Below are 16,413 nucleotides of genomic sequence, written 5' to 3' on the forward strand. Positions count from 1 at the left end.
CCTCCTACTTTTTCTTTAATTCATTGTAATGGATACACTTCTTATGCGGTTCTCCTAATTTCCGTGGACATTTTGGATCTCCACACATATTGCATGTGACTTCATTATCATTAGAGTTGGTATCTTGTTTATCATTAGACGAATCCGAAGCTTCGATTTCATCTTTGCCCTCTAATGATCGCTCAGTTTGAACACTAGGTTCAGCAGAATTTTCACTATTCTGTACTATCTCTTCTTTAATTGAAGATGGTTCAGCAACCTTTTCCTTTTCAGCAATATTTTGCTGCTTTTCTGGATTTGGTTGCAATAAATCTGTTTTGCCCAAGGAGTTCAACCCTATTGCTGGACGCCCTATTATCGCTGACGTTACATATACATCAGGTAAATAGTCTTTTACAGCTTGAACCGCAACAGTTATAGCTGATAGTTCACCAGAAACTTGTAAGGTGACCCATCCATTACCTTTCGTATTTTGAATACTACTAAGTTCAACATCTGCAGTTTTTAGCATCCTGTCAGCAGCCACAATAGCGCCAGATAATCCATTACATTCTACATAGCCCAAAGACTTCATAATTAAATCACCTGTTTGCCATTTCCTTAAAAGGGATTCCTTTTACTAATCTCGCTGCATTTGCTCCTAAAATTCGTAATTGCTTTTTATCATTGATTGTCATATCAAATAAAGGCTGATTTTCTTTTAAGTTCTTATAGTGAACAATAAAATGATCTCCTTCAAAAGCAATTCCTACAGATAGCCTTGATGCAAGAGCTGATTGGTATGCTCTTTCAACAGTATCATTTATATTGATTTTACGAACTGAGACTGGGATCTGTTCTTCTTCAATTCCATAAAAAAGTGGCTTGACACTATCTGGAATCGTTATTCCATTTTCTAGTCCGACGACAATCGAGGGACGTTGTGAATCATCGTTGTTCATAACGCTTCCTTCTTTCTTCGCCATACCTTAAAATCAATCCAGTTGCAACGGCATTTCGTGGTCCTTCAACTCCACGAACATTTCCTCGACCAGCAACTAAATTAAAGTGTGCTAATTCATCTGTAACAAGTTGTGGAATTTCAAAGTCTAAGGCTGAACCACCGACAATTACAACAAACGGAATATCACGAATATTTCCAGTTGGACTAACATACTTAAGTGCCCGTAAAGCGTTCGTAACAAATACTCGTTTCTTTGCACTTTGACGCACTAATTTAATTTTTTCAATGCTTGGATTCCCAGTTACTGGTTCGTATCCATCTGGTTTAATTACTACAACTTTGGCAAACAGTGATGATGGAAGCGGATCTTTAAAGAATTGAACCGAACCATCCTCATGTCGAATTTGAAAAAGGTTTTCTACCTTTGCTAATGGGTAGCGTTTGATGTCTTCTGCAAGATGAATATCATTCAATCCTAATTCAGAATTAATAATCATCGTTACCATATCACCAGCACCAGCTAAGTGAATTGCAACTGTATTATTTTCTTTATTAATGATTGAAGCATCTGTTGAGCCAGCACCTAAATCAAGGATTGCGATTGGCTTATCTGTTCCTGGAGTTGTTAATGCTCCACGAATTGCAGATTCAACTTCAGCACCACCAATTTCAACCTTTGTATTAAATTCTTTTTCAATAAGTTTAGCAATAACTTCCATTTGAAGATGATCTGACTTAACCATTGCTGCGATCCCAACTGCTGATTCATTTGAGAATTCACCAGCTAGACCGCCTCGAACTTCAACTGGTACTTGAGTATCAACAGCAAGTAAATCTTGAATAGCAATTTCATCATTTTTCTTTCCTGTAAGATCTGCCATTGTTTGACGAACATTTTCCAACATTCCTCCAACATTGGTTCCAGACTCACCAGTTATATTGTTAATATGGCGGAAACTAGAAACCTTTTTCATAATGGCGTCAGCACCTTCAGAAACTCCAACTTCTTCTTTTCCAGTATCACCATTAATTATGATTTTACCTGCTGGAATTACTCGCGCTTTAACATCCCCAGCTGGAGTCTTAATAACAACAGCCGAACGATTTCCAATAAGCGCTCGAGAAACTGGAACAATATTCTTAGTCTCTTCTGGAGTTAGTCCAAATAAGGTAGCGATACCATACGGGTTTGAAAGTTGTGAAATTACTTGTCCAGGGCCAGCAACTTCTACAGCTGCCAGCATATTTAACGGAACTTTGTCAATCATAGCAACTTCATCGACAATCGGAATTTTATGATTTAACCGATTATCAACTAAAACACCATCATCGTTTCTTAGAATTGCTGCTGTTATTTTATAACCAGAGGCAACATAAGCATTGATAAGTTTAGCAACGTCTTCAAAATCAATATCCTTAGGAACTACAACAATATAATTTTTGCTTTTATCAGTTTTCTTTAAGAGATCAAGCAAACGAACTGTTATCCCAGCCCCTGTTCCTATACCACCTGGTGTATTAGGATTATGCCCAATCATTGTTGATTCTGTTACAACTGTTTCTGTAATAGTTTCCATTGCAACATCACCAATTACTGGCGTGGCTTCATTGATTCGAATTAAATCAATATCATCGATTGTCAGATTAGATTTATTCAGAACTTGAGTAATTGAATCCCTAATTCCAACTAGATTCTGCTTAGTACCTTTAATCCCAGTAGTAGGAGCAATACCAGAGTTAATAAAGTGAACTTGCCCACTATCGCTTACATCTGCCAATGCAACTTCAGTGGAAGAATTCCCAATATCAACACCAATTACTTTTTCAGTTGCCATACATAAAACTCCCTACTCTGACTAAAAAGCTTAGTTATCGCCCTTTAGCTTCTTACGACTTTCATAATAATCAGCAGCTTCTTCAAACCATGCTGCGCAAACATTAGCGTCATACTTGTCCCGTAATTCCTTTGCAATGTTCAATAATTCTTGCTTAGTTGAACGGAAAGGACGCAATGCATCATACATTTCAAGAACCCGTTCGTCAGGTACTCGTGTTAATTCTGCAGCTCGTTGAAGATTCTTTTGAATAGCTGGACGGCCAGCATTAGCTGCAATTTCACCTTGAAGTTTCAATGCTTCTGGTGTAATCCGTAATTCCTTAGGATCAACTTGATTATTTACTACTTTTTGTAAATTGATGTCATCAAGATTGTGTCCTTTTGGTGTTTTTACTAAATCACGGTGCTTTTGATAAAGTGGGTAATCATCTGCTGTCATTTCCTTACTAGTACTTGCAGTTGAAGTACCTGTAGAGCTATTAGCAGATGAACTGTTTCCCATCTGAGCCATGATCTTTGCTACTAAATCATCAACTTCACTCATCATTCTGCCTCCTTAATCAAACGTAACCTTAATTTCTTCTTCAGGCTTACCAACAACAACTTGGTGAGTTTCACGAATATGCATAATTGCTGAAATAGCTTGATAGTGAATACGAGCAAGTTGATCGTTTTTAGCTGGAACTGGTTCTGGAGATTCACCCTTAGCATACATAGCGGCATTCTTACCAATTGCACGATAAGTTTCGGGAGTAAGTACTGGCGCTTGTGGGAATAACTCAAGGTTACCAAGAGGGTCTTGATCCTTTTGGTGAATAACTGTCGTCCCTTTTGATTGGATACCAATAGCAATTCCTGAACCAGAAAGGTGATCACCTTGGACAGCACAGAATGCTACATCTGAACTCCGGTAAACTTTAACTACCCGCGCCTTAAGCCCTTCTTCTTCAATACCAGCAATAACTTGACGAAGCACTTCTTTATGAGGAATACCAGTTTCTGTCTTATCAAGAACAGTTGCGAATGCAGGACCGACTGCAATTACAACTTCATCCTTAGAATATCCAGGTTTTGCTTCTCCAACTGGTTGGAACCAGTCAAGTTTCTTTTCTGGAACAGCTTTACTATTTGGTTGTTGCACCTCTTGAGTTGCTGTTGCAGTACTATCATTACTTTTATCAAAGTCAATCTTAGTATCGATTTGATTAGTTTCGCTTAAAACTTCTTTAACGATTTTACGTAATAAGTTTTCATCAATATCAGCCATAACAGATTACCTCCTCTCTACAGTTCCAAATGTTCTGGATCAAGGGCGAATGGTAAGTCTTTAATCCGATCCCATTCTTCCTTGTCTTCATATAGACGGTATCCAGTACCTGGTCCTTGATAATCATTTCCGTCGTTAACAGCAGAAGTGACGTTCCAATCTTTATCAAAAATAGAAGATGTTTGAAGGTAATCACCAACAACTTTTTGTTTTTGAAGGTTCAAAATTGCTTCAGCGACATCTTTAAATCCGTGGTTGTACAATGCCTTGATAATATCAATAGCAGTAATTCCACGATCCATCATATCTTGAGCAGCCTTCATATCTGCAACCATATCCCGCTTTGGCATGTCATCATGGGTGTTAGCATACGTTGCTGCTTCGACCTCTTCATCAGTAATCTTTGGTAATCCAAGATCTTCAAATACTGCTTGAAGGGCTTTAGCGGCCTTATTACGTGCCTTAATAATGGTTTCTTCCTTAACAGGGTGAATACCATAATATTGACCCAAGTCACGTTCCATAACATACATATCATCGTAGTCCATAGCATCAGTGTTTGAACCAGCGAAGGTATTATCGTAGTTAGGAGTTGATGAGTAACCAGAGTTAATATAATCAGTACCGGCAATAAATTGACCAATAAACCGTTCAGTCCGCCGCATATCGGAGTGTGAGTATGCTTGGTCACAACCAGAAGCACATTCGATGTCACACATCATACATAACAAGTTTTCACCGAGAACTTCACGAATACCATTAGGAACAGCACCAGGAATTTCAATACAACTTACGGCACCATTTTGAAGTCCTTGAACACCTGAAGCCTTAGTAAGTAAAATACAACGCGCTTCAAGGTAAAGCATTGACTTACCTTCTGGATAACCCATCAAAACTTCTGAACCGGCACCTGAAGTAAATCGCATCTTCAAACCACGTGATGCATAACAAGATGCCAAGAAGCCTTTAGACCATGGAGTATCATCACCATCGGTAAATACACGATCAGTACCGTAAACTGAAATGGTTTCAGCATATGCGGTAAAACCACGCATACCTAATTGCAATTCAGTAGCTTCTTCAACAGAACATTGTGTCAATACACCAGGGCGACCTGTTTGTGCACCAATTAAAATTGAAATAGCATTGAATGGTGCATAACGTGCCACAGCTGTCGTGGTTTCTTGTTCTGGAAATCCACGAAGAGCGGCATCAGCAGCATCAGCAGCAATTTGAACTGGGTTATCAACAGTATTGGTAACGTGACACTGGTTGTCAGGCTTACGACGTGGGCGCATCTTCTTGACAGCCATAATCATTTCACCAAAATCAAGCTTACTGATGATCTCTTCAGCCTTAGCAGGAGTCAAAGCTGATGTAATTTCAATAATTTCATCACGAGAAACATTAGGATCAACAAGCATCCGTGCAATCTTGGTAGAATCCATATTCATAACTTTTTCAACGTTGTCAATATTGATTCCATACTTAGCAATGTACAAGTCAATCAAATCAAAATCTTCGAGCTTTTTACCATCCATCTCTACGATCTTGCCATTTTCAACTTTTACACTAGGCTTAGGGTCATTAGGCCCCATCATTGCAACGAAACCTTCTTCTGGCCATTCTTTAACAAATGTATCTTGATGAATTGGCCGTTTTTCTAGTTCTTCAAATCGTTTTTGACGTTTCATAATAAAGTAGTCCTCCTTCTAGATCTACTTAATGTATGATGGGAAATCATTAACTGGTTCTTCACCAAACTGTGACAATAACTTTAATCCTACTTCACGTCCAGCCATAACAGCTTGACGAACAGCTCCTGAGTCACCGGTAATAGTTAGGCAACCTTCGTTAGAGAAACTTGTACCATGACTTGGTGAAGTAAAGTTAAGCGGTTCAACACCAGCAGTCTTTAAAGCCTTATCTCCCATCACGACACCAATCCCGGAAGGACAACCACAAATCAACCCAAATGCTTTCCCTTCAACTGCACCTAATCCAAGATGTGCAGCACCTGCAGCACGAGCTGTAAATTGTAATTCAAGGTGACCCGCTTTGGCGTTATAAACGTCACCAAATGTACGATGAAGATTATCAAGTGCAACCCGAATAGCTTGGCGTGCATCTGCAGGATCATCACCACCGATGATAATTAAACATCCATGGCCTCCTCCACCTTTAGTATCACGTGGCCATTCAACATCAATACATTCCATGTTAGTAGCCTTAATTCCTTCATCCATTGCCATAATTTGTGGACCAGCACCAGTACGATCACTCAAAATACCTAAAGTCTTGTATTGTTTTGTAACGTGTAATTTATCTAATAGTTGTTGATCAACTCTCGGAATTACCATTCCAATGGTATCTCCAATTTCGCTAGCACCAACAAATTCTGGAACAGTACTAGTAGAATTCAGAAAATCATTCATTATTTTTCCTCCTGACTATAAAAGCTCTTAACAATAAAGCTCTTAATACAGATTTCTGTACCTAGCCGTCTGTATAAGGGCTTTAATTTTTTATCAATTATTCTCCATGATGCGGTAAGAGCTTATCAACTTCAGATTGAGGACGAGGAATTACGTAACTCGAAACAACTTCTCCAATATTTTCGGCAGCTTGTACTCCGGCATCAACTGAAGCCTTAACAGCTCCAACATCACCACGAACCATTACTGTGACTAATCCATGACCAATCTTTTCTTGACCAATTAATTTAACATTAGCAGCTTTTACCATTGCATCAGCAGCTTCAATTGAAGCTACAAGTCCTTCGGTTTCAATTAAACCAAGTGCTTCTTGTCCCATAAGAATGCCTCCTAAGTATAAAAACAAATAGCGATAATGAGAAATCGCTTACAATTTGGTACATGTTAATTTTATAACATGATATTTATGATATATTATCTTAAAAAATGTATGATACTTAAAAAGAACAATAATTTATTATTATGTATCACAAAATTTACAGGAAAGCGTTTTTATGTGTAAATGTATGCTAATATATAGAGGTAAACGGCATCTTTCTTAAAAAATTTGGTAAAAAGTAGGCGAAATTCAAATGTACGAATATTCTTCAAAATTCTTGAATGACATTCAAAAGGTAACAAAAACATTTCAGGAAATAACCAATAATAATATAATTTTCACAAGCATTACCGGAGCAATTGTTGATTGCAACACCCTTCTTTTTGACTCAAATATTTCACTTGAACATTTACGAAAACTCGATTTTAAAAATTACTTTGTTTTTCCACTAGTTATAAGCTCATCTTTAAGTGGTTTCTTTGTTCTTGATGAATCACATATAGAATCAGACGCTATTGATTTATGTAGTAAATATATTGAAATTTCTTGCAAAAATTTTATTGACAGTTCCAATGACTGCATAGCTGTCCTTACCCCATTCGAGGCTCCTAAGCTAAGTTCACTAATCAAAGTCCTTAATGGGATTTTGAATATTTCTGGAGATGATTCAATAGCTAACGTTACTAATCCTCCTATTCTTAATAACAGAAATGATGGTACTCTAAGTGATATTGAAAAAAATATAACCATGGCGCTTAAATACATTAATTCCAATTTAGAAAAATCGCTTACTTTAGAAAACGTTTCTCAAAGGATTTATCTCTCACCATCATACTTAAGTCGAATCTTTAAAAATTATTTTAATGACAATTTTATTAACTATATAAATCTACAAAAAATTGCACTTGCTCAAGAAAAATTAATTTTTTCAAATACACCAATTAATAAATTGGCTCATCAAGTTGGTTTTTCACAGACAAGTTACTTTACTAAAATTTTCAAGCAAAAAGTAGGAATGACACCATCAAAGTATCGAAAATATAATTCCGCAATAAAGAAAATCTATACTATTCCAAGAGATTTACAATGGCGCTCAAATAAGTCCGTTTATGAAATCTCAAAAGATTTTTTCAATAAAAATGATATTTCCTTTAAAGCCCGTGATTTAAATGGGTATCCATATATCTATTCAATAAATGATCTGAATGATGTTAGTAATAAAGCAGGTTGGGTCTATACAGTAGATTGTTCTCAACCTATTATTCCAGCTAGTGAGATTAATGTATTTGATCGTTCAGTAATTCAATGGATTTATACTGAAAAAATTATTTAAAATTAAAAAGAGGTTGGGGGTGCCCAGCCTCTTATTTATTCTAATCATCAAACATTGCAATCCCTAGTGGCGTAACAAATTGAGGATAAAGCGGTTTATAAACTTTACGCTTTAAATCTTTACTAAAGGTTGTTGTAAATTCAGTAAAGTTAGTTGCACCTCCCACCACTATTACTGGATCAATAATTTCTACTCCCATATTTTGAACAATTGCTGCCATTTTCTCAACTACAGGTTTAATAACAGCATATACTTCAGATTCTTTATTCTTGTTACGCTTTAATTTTTCTGCTTCATCATTTTTTATTTTATATCTTCCTCCAAGAACAAGCGTCATATGAAATCCGCCTGTTGCTTCATCAATAACATGGATGAGCTTGTTATCTTTAAAAATACTAATCCCAGTTGTTCCTCCTCCAATATCTACAACTGTACCATTTGACAATCTTAAGAACTTCGCAGCTGCTGTCGGTTCATCTTCAACACCTGTACAAAGCAAGCCTGTCTCTTCGATAACATTAGCAACCACTTTGGCACTCTTCTCTCCTGTCTTCGGTGGAATAGCACCACATGCCGTTTTAAGTTCACGTCCTAATACTTTCTCAGCTTTTTCTTTTAAGCGTCTTAAAATATTAACTGATTCCATGAAATTAACTACAATACCATCTTGAACTGCATGGTCATATTCATACGCTCCGTATACAATCTTATCTTTGGAATCCAGCACTGTTAAAACAATTGAAGAAGTTCCTAAATCTACACCGACCTTTAGCTTTTCATCAGCCGTAACTTTACGTAAAGGCTTATCCCCATTAACAATCTCGGAAAATTTTTTTAATTGTTCATTACTACTTTTTAAAAATTCTTTTTTCATTAATTTTCTCCTACGAGATATTTCATATTTTATTTAAACTAAATAAAGAGGCTATATTAATTAGCCTCCTTTTCTCTAGGTTCACTAAACTAGTGCCGTTTGTAAAGCACAAGCAAGAAGGCCCCCAACAATTGGGCCACACATTGGAACCCATGCATACCACCATTCTGAAACACCCTTATTAGGAATTGGCAAAATAGTATATGCTAAACGTGGTGACCAATCACGAGCTGGGTTTAATGCAAAGCCAGTAGTTGTCCCGAGACATGTACCAACAACTGCAATAACCATTCCTACGATAAATGGCTTCAATCCCTGTGTAAAGTTGCCAAGATTTAATAAGATGAAAATAAATGCAAAGGTCGCAATCACTTCTGAGAAAAAGTTAAAAATTGGACTATTTATCGCTGGACGAGTAGCAAAAATACCAACATTATTTCCTTCTTCTTCATTTGGGGTTGCTTTAAATTGTGGATAGAATTGAATAATTACTAATACTGCACCAACAAACGCACCAAGAAATTGACCAAGTAAGTAAGGTATAACGTTACTCCATGGGAATAAGCCAAAAATAGCAAAAGGAATTGTTACAGCGGGATTTAAGTGCCCTAATGAACCCAGAAATCCTGCAACATAAACTCCCATTGTAACTGCTAAGCCCCATGAAATACAGATAAACCACCAGCCACTTTGTTTCCCATATGTTTTATTCAAACTATTACCAGCACAACATCCTGCTCCTAATAGGATTAAAACCATGGTGCCAAAAAATTCGCCAATAAATCCATGCATGTCTAAACACCAACCTTTTTATATTATTCCCAAATTGTATGCGTTTTCTATACATATAATGCTAACACATTAATTATGTATTTTATTGTCTTTATTGGATTAACTGTTCAATAACGGCAATATTTTACAAATTAATACACAAAAAAATCATGTTCCTTACCAGAAATTATTAGCTTTTCTTTAAAAGAAAACCTAGCCCTAAGAAAATAATCACCAAGAAAATCCCACAGTAAATATATCTTTGCGGATGTCCTTTTACGTGTCCGTACCGATAATCATTATTATAACGTTGCATGGCCCCTATTATTAATCCACTAATTCCATTTATTGTTGGACTAAGCGCAAAGGACGCCGACACTCCACTTATTTCATTATTAATAAAGCTAAAAATAATAAAAAGGACTCCACTCATCACCGTTGAAATTATCGTTGCAAGATTAATTCCAACTAACAGTTCATAGATAATACTGTTATTAGCTGGAACCTTAACAAGTATTCTTGGCATCTCTTGCCAACTTCTTGCAATAAAGAAGATGAGTAAAATGCAATCACCAATAATAAACGGTAAAGTCCAACCATTATGTAATTCTAAACTTGGCGGAGTTACAATCCCTGCAGCGCATAGAACTACTATTGGCCAATACATCGAAGCAAATTTTCGGCGTGATTGCGGTCGTTCCAGGAGAGCAAAAAATTGTCCCAAAAGAGCTTGTAAGAAATTTAAAACGATAAATATCATGACCCATATATTTAAGTAGCTAGGAATTAATACTACTTTAGGCTGTCCCCAAGCTAAGACAATCGAAATAATTAAAACAATAGCTAATAACAAAGCCCTTGGTGCATAAGGGGACAGATTTCGATATTTTTCTGCTCGTTGACAAATTAGTATCAGATTATAAATATTCATCACTAAAATGACAGCTGAAACCAGTAAAACAGAGTCCTGCAACTGATTTGGGGATGGGGGTTGTCCACCTAAAATAATATATGCTGACATTGTACAAAGCCATCCCACTGTCCACATCAATGGAATAGTTGGTGTCAAGATTAATGGCTGACGCGGCAACCATTGTTCCATGTGAAACACCTCCTCAATATGGTATCTTACCATAAGAAATTGCTCAAAATCTGGTAAGATAAATAGTAGTTAGTTTTAGGAGGTAAATTTTTATGTTTTTACCACAATTAGGATTAAAAGGAAGCAGTCAACTAGACCAAATTAATGATCGCCTACAATATAATCCTATTGCTTATGAATTTTATACTGATGCTGATGATTTTACTGATGAAGGCTACCAACGCCTCTATGATGCAATTCAATACGTTAAAGATGCTGGAATTAAAAATATTATTCTACATCACCCAATGAAGTTTCAGGATCATCATTCAGAAGTAGTGGCTCCGGAAAAACAGTACCCCGACCTATACCGCTTTATCGAATTTACAACTGAAAAGCTCCTTTATTTAGCCGATGACCTTGATGTTCAAGTTTTGGTCCACGGTGGTTATGCCGGTCCTGAATCACGTTACTTTGTTTCACTTTATCCCAGTGTAGAAGCTGCCCGAGATGCTGTCTATCAGCGATTGGACTATTTTGCAGATGCTGGTGGAGAGCATATCATGTTTGAAAATTCAATTGCACCAGTCTTTGCTTACGGCGATCCTCTTCAAGAAGATGAAATTCTTGCACATAATTATCGACTTGCCTTTGATACCTCCCATTGTTTTATTGAGCTTCATGGGAATAACCAGAAATTAACAGCATCCCTAGAACACCTAAAAGATCGTATCGTTCACTATCACCTAGTTGATTCAATGGGCAAAACTCATGATAGTCTTACTCTCGGCACCGGTAAAATCGACTGGGCTAACGTTTTACCTCACTTAAATCCAGCTGCTACTAGTATTTATGAAATTAACTTACACGATCAAAATAATTGTTGTGAACAAATTGACAGTCATAACTATTTAGTTAAACTTTACCAAAAGCTTAATAATAGAGGAGTTTAATCGTGAAGCAATATATTAATCGCCGTCATATTTCTTTAGTATTAGCCCTATTTGTCCTCTACTTAGCAATCACCTATTGGGAAATTGTCGCTAAATTTATCCAAACAATTTTTTCTGCAACCGTGCCGCTTTTAATAGGAGCAATCCTTGCCTATATTGTTAACTTACTATTAAAACAATATGAACACCTCTACCTATCTTTGTTCAAGAAACCAAGTGCGCAAAAATTCAAGCGGCCGGTTGGGATAATGATGTCTTACTTAACAATCATCCTAATAATCGCCGTCGTTTTTGCCCTGGTAATTCCTGAACTTATTACGTGTGTAAAACTGCTTATTGCAAATCACAGTCACATTATTAACCATTTTATCGATTACTTTGAACATAGCAGTGATTTTAAAGGCTTCATCAATAGCTTTGATGCTAGTAAAATTCAATGGGATAAAATTGGTAAATATCTTACGTCTGGCGTTGGTGGGACTTTCCGGACGGTTATTTCAACAGCCTCATCTGTATTTTCGGCTGCCACAACCGCAATTATTGCGTTTTTCTTTTCAATCTACCTCTTGATTTATAAAGAAATGTTGCAACGCCAGTTTACTAAATTACTTTCAACATACTTTAGCCGATACCAGACGCAAATAATTAGAGTTCTGAAAGTTTTTGATGAAAGTTACAGTAACTATATTATTGGGCAATGTAAAGATGCTGCTATTCTTGGAATCTCGTGTTTTATCGGAATGACGATCTTACGAATGCCTTATGCCTCCATGATCGGAGTTGTAACTGCATTTGGTGCTTTAATCCCAATCATCGGCGCCATCCTTGGGGCTAGTGTCGGAGTAATTATCATCTTTGCCGTTTCTCCACTTCAAGCTGGCATTTTCTTGATCTTTATTATTCTCCTTCAACAGTTAGATAACCGCATTACCTATCCACTAGTTGTCGGAAGATCAATTGGGCTACCAAGTGTATGGGTATTTGCCGCGGTTATTATTGGTGGGGGAATTTCCGGAATTCTTGGAATGATGTTCACCGTTCCTTTATTTGCAGCCCTTTATAAATTGTTAAGTGCTGATGCAAGAAACAGAATAACAATTCAAAAAGGGACTGTGACATAAGTTAAGTTACTTTCATAAAAAGCAAATACGCAGTACAATAATGGCCTCCAACGTCCGGCAAAACCGAATATTGGAGGCCTATTATTGCTTGCGGGGGCTCGAAAACGAAGTCACAAGTGACTTCTGTCTCGCTCCCATTTTTTCATTTTTTATAAATTATCTGGAACCTCTGCAACAGGCTGATCTTTAGTCAGGCGATAAACTTGTGATGCATTTACACCAAAGTACTGGTTAATTAGCTTGCTCAATTCTTCCATTGCTTCATTAGCACGTTCAATTTGTTCTGGATTAATTGCTTCCATAACTGCAACTACATTTTGAGAATCTTCTGTCAACATTGTTCGTTGAGCTTCACGCCAGTTTAAACAACGACAAACAGCTCCTTCATCGTCATAATAAATAACTTCGCCCTCCAAAGCAGGTTCATCTTCTTCAGCACCAACTGGCCGAAATGCTTCGCCGCCTTTTGCAACACCCAAATGAAGGTCGCCAGCAATCTTATTTCGGTCTTCAATGCCTACTGGAACACCGTAGCTCAAGGAAATACTATTGTAGACATCAACAAGAGGTTCAATTGGTTCAAATTTCCGTCCTTGATTGGCACGCTTCAATAAGGCCTCAATTGATGAGCGCGCACCTTTCTTTTTCTTAAACTGTTGAAATGCTTGACGCCATTGATCAACAACTGGATTCAAACGAAAAGTTTCATTAGTTAAAAACTTATCAGCCTCATGAGTAGCATTTGCTAATAGCTTCTTCCGTTCATCATAGTTGTTATCAGTATCATGGTTATCAATGCCATTTGCAAATAAGATGTTTACTTGTGCATCTGGAAAAAGTTCCCAAAAACTTGGATCAATCGTCACTTGCTTCATAAAAATAATCTCCTCTTTATAAATTAGTATTGACGTTTGCCCCCATGCTTTACGGTATCCCAATCACCATCAATATTTTTCCGGATACGAACTAGATAATCATGAACCTGTTGAGCCTCTTTTTCCGAGAAGCCTTTCAATGCCTCCCTATTTGAAAATTGGTTTTCACGAATAATAAAAGGATAAATCTCTTTCCCCTTTTGAGTAACATAAAGTCGTTTAATTTTCTTATTCGTCGGATCACTTTTTCTTTCAATAAAGCCGTTTTTTTCAAGCTTTTTAACAGCACGGGCAATCGTTGTTCGGTCTACTTTTATCAAGTTTGATAATTGTTCTGAAATAATTCCTGGATGCTCATAAATACGAACAACATATAGGTATTGACCACGTGCTAAATCGATTTGCTTGAACTCAATATTGGCAATCGAATCGAGGGCTCGATCAATCATCCCTATTTCACGTAAAATATCAATCATTGATAAAAATTCTCCTTGTCTACAATATTAAAACGTTTTTGTTGTAATTGCAACAAAAAATTCAAAGCTAATTATTTTCCAACGGCGCAGGCTGAGCAACTTTTTGCATTGCTGTTAATAATTGAGCAGCATCCATTCGCGATAATACTGACTTCAATGCTAAAGTCATTAATCGATCATTTTGTGGATTAATCACATTAGTACTTGGAATTTCTTCTCCCGCTAAAAGTGCATTTAAGATTTCGACAAAGCGGTCATAAGCAGCTTGCGGGTAAGAATTCATAGTAACTTGAGCAATTCCTGCACGGATATCATCTAGTGAAAAATTTGATTTTAATAATCCAATAAGTAAAAGATCTACTAATTGGTTAACAGCATACTTTTTCTTGATCGGTGCTTGAATAACTTTCTTTTTTACATAATTATTTACCATTGATTTTGTAAGTGGTTCAATTCCCAAATGGTTCAATTGTTCATTTACAATTGCCACCACCTGGTCAACATACAAACCTAGTGTAGGTAATTCTTTCCATCGTGGAAATCGCACCCGTGCTAAATTATTTTGCCATCGTTGATATTCTTCTAATTTATCCATATCACAACCTGCTTTCTTATGGGGCAATTCCAATCGATTGATTCCGAAAATCATCGGTAGTAACTGCTTGTTCAATTATCTGTGCTACTTGTCCTAATCCAATCTCTTTGCCTTCTAAAGCATCCCCTTCACTAACAACCTTAAGCGAAGTTTCTTCATTAGTAATTGGCAAAGCTCTAATAATAGTATATGGTAACTCAAATTCATCAATCATTTTAACCGCATATTGATGAGCAAGGACAGCCTGAGTTGCCTGTTGTCCATACCATTCCTGTAGTTGCTGATTGGTCGCATCATCTGCTGTTCCTGCAATCGAAAGCATTACTATTTTTGATGGTAAAAACAGGGAACGATCGATCAATTCAGCTAACTCTTGCACTTCATCATCTACATACTCATTAACAGTAGGAAGCCAACACAACACATCCCCACGTTGAATTTCAAATTTAAAACTAGTGAGCGCAACCGCTTCTGGAACCCTTTTGATAATAGTTGGTACTAGAGCGTCATGCCGGTGACTAATAAAAACTATCCGACCCATCACAACCTCCAAATCTATTAGTAAGCCATCAATTCATCTTCAATCGTTGCATCTTCAATTCTGACGTCAGTAATGGTGCTTTGCTCTAGTAATGGCAATAATGTTTGAATATTTCCAGTGAAAAGAAAACGGGTCTCATTACCTGCTTCTTCCAACATGTGCGCCCCTAGCTTTACTGCATTGTCGATTGGGAAACCAGTTCCCATTACTGTCACAGTACAATCTACTCCATCATTCATCGATAAATCACGTGCAGAAGTCAAATGACTGCCATTAAAGTAATAAAGAGTATGAGCAAACCGCATCAATGTTGAAATATTTTTACTTGTGAAAAGCACTAAGGCATCGACCTTTTGAGCATAGTCTTTAACAAGGTGACCAATCATTTGCCGTTTATCTTCCTCCAAGCCGTCAAAGGCATCACTCAAAATAACGATTGGACATTGCCAAGTAAGGAGGAGGGCTATCCGTAGTTCTAGTTGTTGAGCATCACTTAATGCAGCAATCATTTGATCAGGTTCAAATTTTAATGATTTAAGCATTTGGAGTGCTTGTTCTGGCTTTAAAGCATTTTTATGATGACGTAACGCGTGGTCAACAGCTTTCTCCACTGTTTTTCCTTTTAAAACCACATCATCAATTCGGCCGATTTCATTTTTGCTTTGACGCTTATACTTTTTGAATGGGACCCCGTTAATTGTTACATCCCCATTTAAAATTTTTCCACGGACAGATAATAAATCTTCTAATGCAGCTGCTGCACCTGTATCATTACTGCAAATTCCGATTACTTGTGGTGACTTTAGTTCTAATGAAACGTTATCTAATTGGTCTCCTGATTTAGCATCATAGACTAAATCATTAATTGTAATACTACTCACTATATAACCTCTTTTCCTAAGCTATCTACCTTTACTAATCTTATCATTTTT

At 36.9% G+C, this 16,413-nt stretch carries 19 protein-coding genes; 3 read left to right on the forward strand and 16 right to left on the reverse strand.

Annotated features, from left to right (window positions below; all coding sequences use genetic code 11):
* Positions 1-4: 4 nt before the first annotated feature.
* From LREU_RS09080 to LREU_RS09115, 8 genes are all read right to left on the reverse strand, one after another.
* Positions 5-574: a BMC domain-containing protein gene (locus LREU_RS09080; protein WP_003669190.1), complete on the reverse strand. Its 570-nt coding sequence runs from the start codon at positions 572-574 to the stop codon at positions 5-7.
* Positions 575-581: 7 nt separating this feature from the next.
* Entirely contained in the window at positions 582-965 is a 384-nt protein-coding gene (locus LREU_RS09085; protein WP_012390622.1) for a glycerol dehydratase reactivase beta/small subunit family protein, read from the reverse strand.
* Positions 928-2,778 (reverse strand): diol dehydratase reactivase subunit alpha, encoded by a 1,851-nt coding sequence (locus tag LREU_RS09090; RefSeq protein WP_003669194.1) that lies wholly within the window; start codon positions 2,776-2,778, stop codon positions 928-930. Before LREU_RS09090 ends, LREU_RS09085 begins: the two co-directional genes overlap by 38 nt.
* Positions 2,779-2,808: 30 nt before the next feature.
* Positions 2,809-3,324 (reverse strand): diol dehydratase small subunit, encoded by a 516-nt coding sequence (locus tag LREU_RS09095; protein WP_012390623.1) that lies wholly within the window; start codon positions 3,322-3,324, stop codon positions 2,809-2,811.
* 12 nt (positions 3,325-3,336) lie between these two features.
* Positions 3,337-4,047 carry a propanediol/glycerol family dehydratase medium subunit gene (locus LREU_RS09100; protein WP_003669197.1) on the reverse strand — a complete coding sequence of 237 codons (711 nt, stop codon included), beginning with the start codon at positions 4,045-4,047 and terminating at the stop codon, positions 3,337-3,339.
* A 17-nt stretch (positions 4,048-4,064) separates the two neighbouring features.
* Positions 4,065-5,741, reverse strand: a complete 1,677-nt coding sequence (locus tag LREU_RS09105) for a propanediol/glycerol family dehydratase large subunit (protein WP_003669198.1) — start codon at positions 5,739-5,741, stop codon at positions 4,065-4,067.
* Positions 5,742-5,765: 24 nt separating this feature from the next.
* Complete coding sequence (gene pduB, locus LREU_RS09110) at positions 5,766-6,482, reverse strand: propanediol utilization microcompartment protein PduB (RefSeq protein WP_003669200.1); 717 nt, start codon at positions 6,480-6,482, stop codon at positions 5,766-5,768.
* A gap of 97 nt (positions 6,483-6,579) precedes the next feature.
* Positions 6,580-6,861: a BMC domain-containing protein gene (locus LREU_RS09115; RefSeq protein WP_003669201.1), complete on the reverse strand. Its 282-nt coding sequence runs from the start codon at positions 6,859-6,861 to the stop codon at positions 6,580-6,582.
* A 253-nt stretch (positions 6,862-7,114) separates the two neighbouring features.
* Here LREU_RS09115 and LREU_RS09120 point away from each other — a divergent pair, with 253 nt between their 5' ends.
* The gene (locus tag LREU_RS09120; protein WP_003669203.1) at positions 7,115-8,194 is read left to right on the forward strand and encodes a helix-turn-helix domain-containing protein; all 1,080 of its coding nucleotides are present in this window, start codon (positions 7,115-7,117) and stop codon (positions 8,192-8,194) included.
* A gap of 40 nt (positions 8,195-8,234) precedes the next feature.
* Here LREU_RS09120 and eutJ read toward each other — a convergent pair whose 3' ends face one another.
* The 3 genes from eutJ to LREU_RS09135 form a co-directional block, all read right to left on the reverse strand.
* A complete protein-coding gene (eutJ, locus tag LREU_RS09125; protein ID WP_003669204.1) occupies positions 8,235-9,068 on the reverse strand; it encodes an ethanolamine utilization protein EutJ in 834 nt (277 codons plus the stop codon).
* Positions 9,069-9,152: 84 nt separating this feature from the next.
* Complete coding sequence (locus LREU_RS09130; RefSeq protein ID WP_003669206.1) at positions 9,153-9,860, reverse strand: MIP/aquaporin family protein; 708 nt, start codon at positions 9,858-9,860, stop codon at positions 9,153-9,155.
* Positions 9,861-10,029: 169 nt separating this feature from the next.
* Positions 10,030-10,941 (reverse strand): hypothetical protein, encoded by a 912-nt coding sequence (locus tag LREU_RS09135; RefSeq protein ID WP_225349843.1) that lies wholly within the window; start codon positions 10,939-10,941, stop codon positions 10,030-10,032.
* 92 nt (positions 10,942-11,033) lie between these two features.
* Between LREU_RS09135 and LREU_RS09140 the strand changes: the two genes are divergently transcribed.
* Both LREU_RS09140 and LREU_RS09145 read left to right on the forward strand, forming a co-directional pair.
* Positions 11,034-11,873 carry a sugar phosphate isomerase/epimerase family protein gene (locus LREU_RS09140; RefSeq protein ID WP_003669209.1) on the forward strand — a complete coding sequence of 280 codons (840 nt, stop codon included), beginning with the start codon at positions 11,034-11,036 and terminating at the stop codon, positions 11,871-11,873.
* 2 nt (positions 11,874-11,875) lie between these two features.
* On the forward strand, positions 11,876-12,994 hold the full coding sequence (locus tag LREU_RS09145) for an AI-2E family transporter (RefSeq protein ID WP_003669211.1): 1,119 nt from the start codon (positions 11,876-11,878) through the stop codon (positions 12,992-12,994).
* Between the two features lie 149 nt (positions 12,995-13,143).
* Here LREU_RS09145 and LREU_RS09150 read toward each other — a convergent pair whose 3' ends face one another.
* From LREU_RS09150 to LREU_RS09170, 5 genes are all read right to left on the reverse strand, one after another.
* Positions 13,144-13,869, reverse strand: coding sequence for a B3/B4 domain-containing protein (locus tag LREU_RS09150; protein ID WP_003669212.1), 726 nt, complete (start codon positions 13,867-13,869; stop codon positions 13,144-13,146).
* A 23-nt stretch (positions 13,870-13,892) separates the two neighbouring features.
* Positions 13,893-14,345: a MarR family winged helix-turn-helix transcriptional regulator gene (locus LREU_RS09155; protein WP_003669214.1), complete on the reverse strand. Its 453-nt coding sequence runs from the start codon at positions 14,343-14,345 to the stop codon at positions 13,893-13,895.
* A gap of 67 nt (positions 14,346-14,412) precedes the next feature.
* The gene (locus LREU_RS09160; RefSeq protein WP_003669215.1) at positions 14,413-14,994 is read right to left on the reverse strand and encodes a DUF1836 domain-containing protein; all 582 of its coding nucleotides are present in this window, start codon (positions 14,992-14,994) and stop codon (positions 14,413-14,415) included.
* Positions 14,957-15,481, reverse strand: a complete 525-nt coding sequence (locus tag LREU_RS09165; RefSeq protein ID WP_003669217.1) for an NAD(P)H-binding protein — start codon at positions 15,479-15,481, stop codon at positions 14,957-14,959. Before LREU_RS09165 ends, LREU_RS09160 begins: the two co-directional genes overlap by 38 nt.
* Before the next feature lie 17 nt (positions 15,482-15,498).
* A complete protein-coding gene (locus LREU_RS09170; protein ID WP_003669219.1) occupies positions 15,499-16,362 on the reverse strand; it encodes a P-loop NTPase family protein in 864 nt (287 codons plus the stop codon).
* Positions 16,363-16,413 lie beyond the last annotated feature (51 nt).

Source organism: Limosilactobacillus reuteri subsp. reuteri (genome assembly GCF_000016825.1).
Classification (GTDB): Bacteria; Bacillota; Bacilli; order Lactobacillales; family Lactobacillaceae; genus Limosilactobacillus; species Limosilactobacillus reuteri.

Bases quoted from the DNA above. Each gene is read 5' to 3' on its own strand.
- LREU_RS09080 (WP_003669190.1), bottom strand. From the start codon at position 574: ATGAAGTCTTTGGGCTATGTAGAATGTAATGGATTATCTGGCGCTATT.
- LREU_RS09085 (WP_012390622.1), bottom strand. From the start codon at position 965: ATGGCGAAGAAAGAAGGAAGCGTTATGAACAACGATGATTCACAACGT.
- LREU_RS09090 (WP_003669194.1), bottom strand. From the start codon at position 2,778: ATGGCAACTGAAAAAGTAATTGGTGTTGATATTGGGAATTCTTCCACT.
- LREU_RS09095 (WP_012390623.1), bottom strand. From the start codon at position 3,324: ATGAGTGAAGTTGATGATTTAGTAGCAAAGATCATGGCTCAGATGGGA.
- LREU_RS09100 (WP_003669197.1), bottom strand. From the start codon at position 4,047: ATGGCTGATATTGATGAAAACTTATTACGTAAAATCGTTAAAGAAGTT.
- LREU_RS09105 (WP_003669198.1), bottom strand. From the start codon at position 5,741: ATGAAACGTCAAAAACGATTTGAAGAACTAGAAAAACGGCCAATTCAT.
- pduB (WP_003669200.1), bottom strand. From the start codon at position 6,482: ATGAATGATTTTCTGAATTCTACTAGTACTGTTCCAGAATTTGTTGGT.
- LREU_RS09115 (WP_003669201.1), bottom strand. From the start codon at position 6,861: ATGGGACAAGAAGCACTTGGTTTAATTGAAACCGAAGGACTTGTAGCT.
- LREU_RS09120 (WP_003669203.1), top strand. From the start codon at position 7,115: ATGTACGAATATTCTTCAAAATTCTTGAATGACATTCAAAAGGTAACA.
- eutJ (WP_003669204.1), bottom strand. From the start codon at position 9,068: ATGAAAAAAGAATTTTTAAAAAGTAGTAATGAACAATTAAAAAAATTT.
- LREU_RS09130 (WP_003669206.1), bottom strand. From the start codon at position 9,860: ATGCATGGATTTATTGGCGAATTTTTTGGCACCATGGTTTTAATCCTA.
- LREU_RS09135 (WP_225349843.1), bottom strand. From the start codon at position 10,941: ATGGAACAATGGTTGCCGCGTCAGCCATTAATCTTGACACCAACTATT.
- LREU_RS09140 (WP_003669209.1), top strand. From the start codon at position 11,034: ATGTTTTTACCACAATTAGGATTAAAAGGAAGCAGTCAACTAGACCAA.
- LREU_RS09150 (WP_003669212.1), bottom strand. From the start codon at position 13,869: ATGAAGCAAGTGACGATTGATCCAAGTTTTTGGGAACTTTTTCCAGAT.
- LREU_RS09155 (WP_003669214.1), bottom strand. From the start codon at position 14,345: ATGATTGATATTTTACGTGAAATAGGGATGATTGATCGAGCCCTCGAT.
- LREU_RS09160 (WP_003669215.1), bottom strand. From the start codon at position 14,994: ATGATTTTCGGAATCAATCGATTGGAATTGCCCCATAAGAAAGCAGGT.
- LREU_RS09165 (WP_003669217.1), bottom strand. From the start codon at position 15,481: ATGGGTCGGATAGTTTTTATTAGTCACCGGCATGACGCTCTAGTACCA.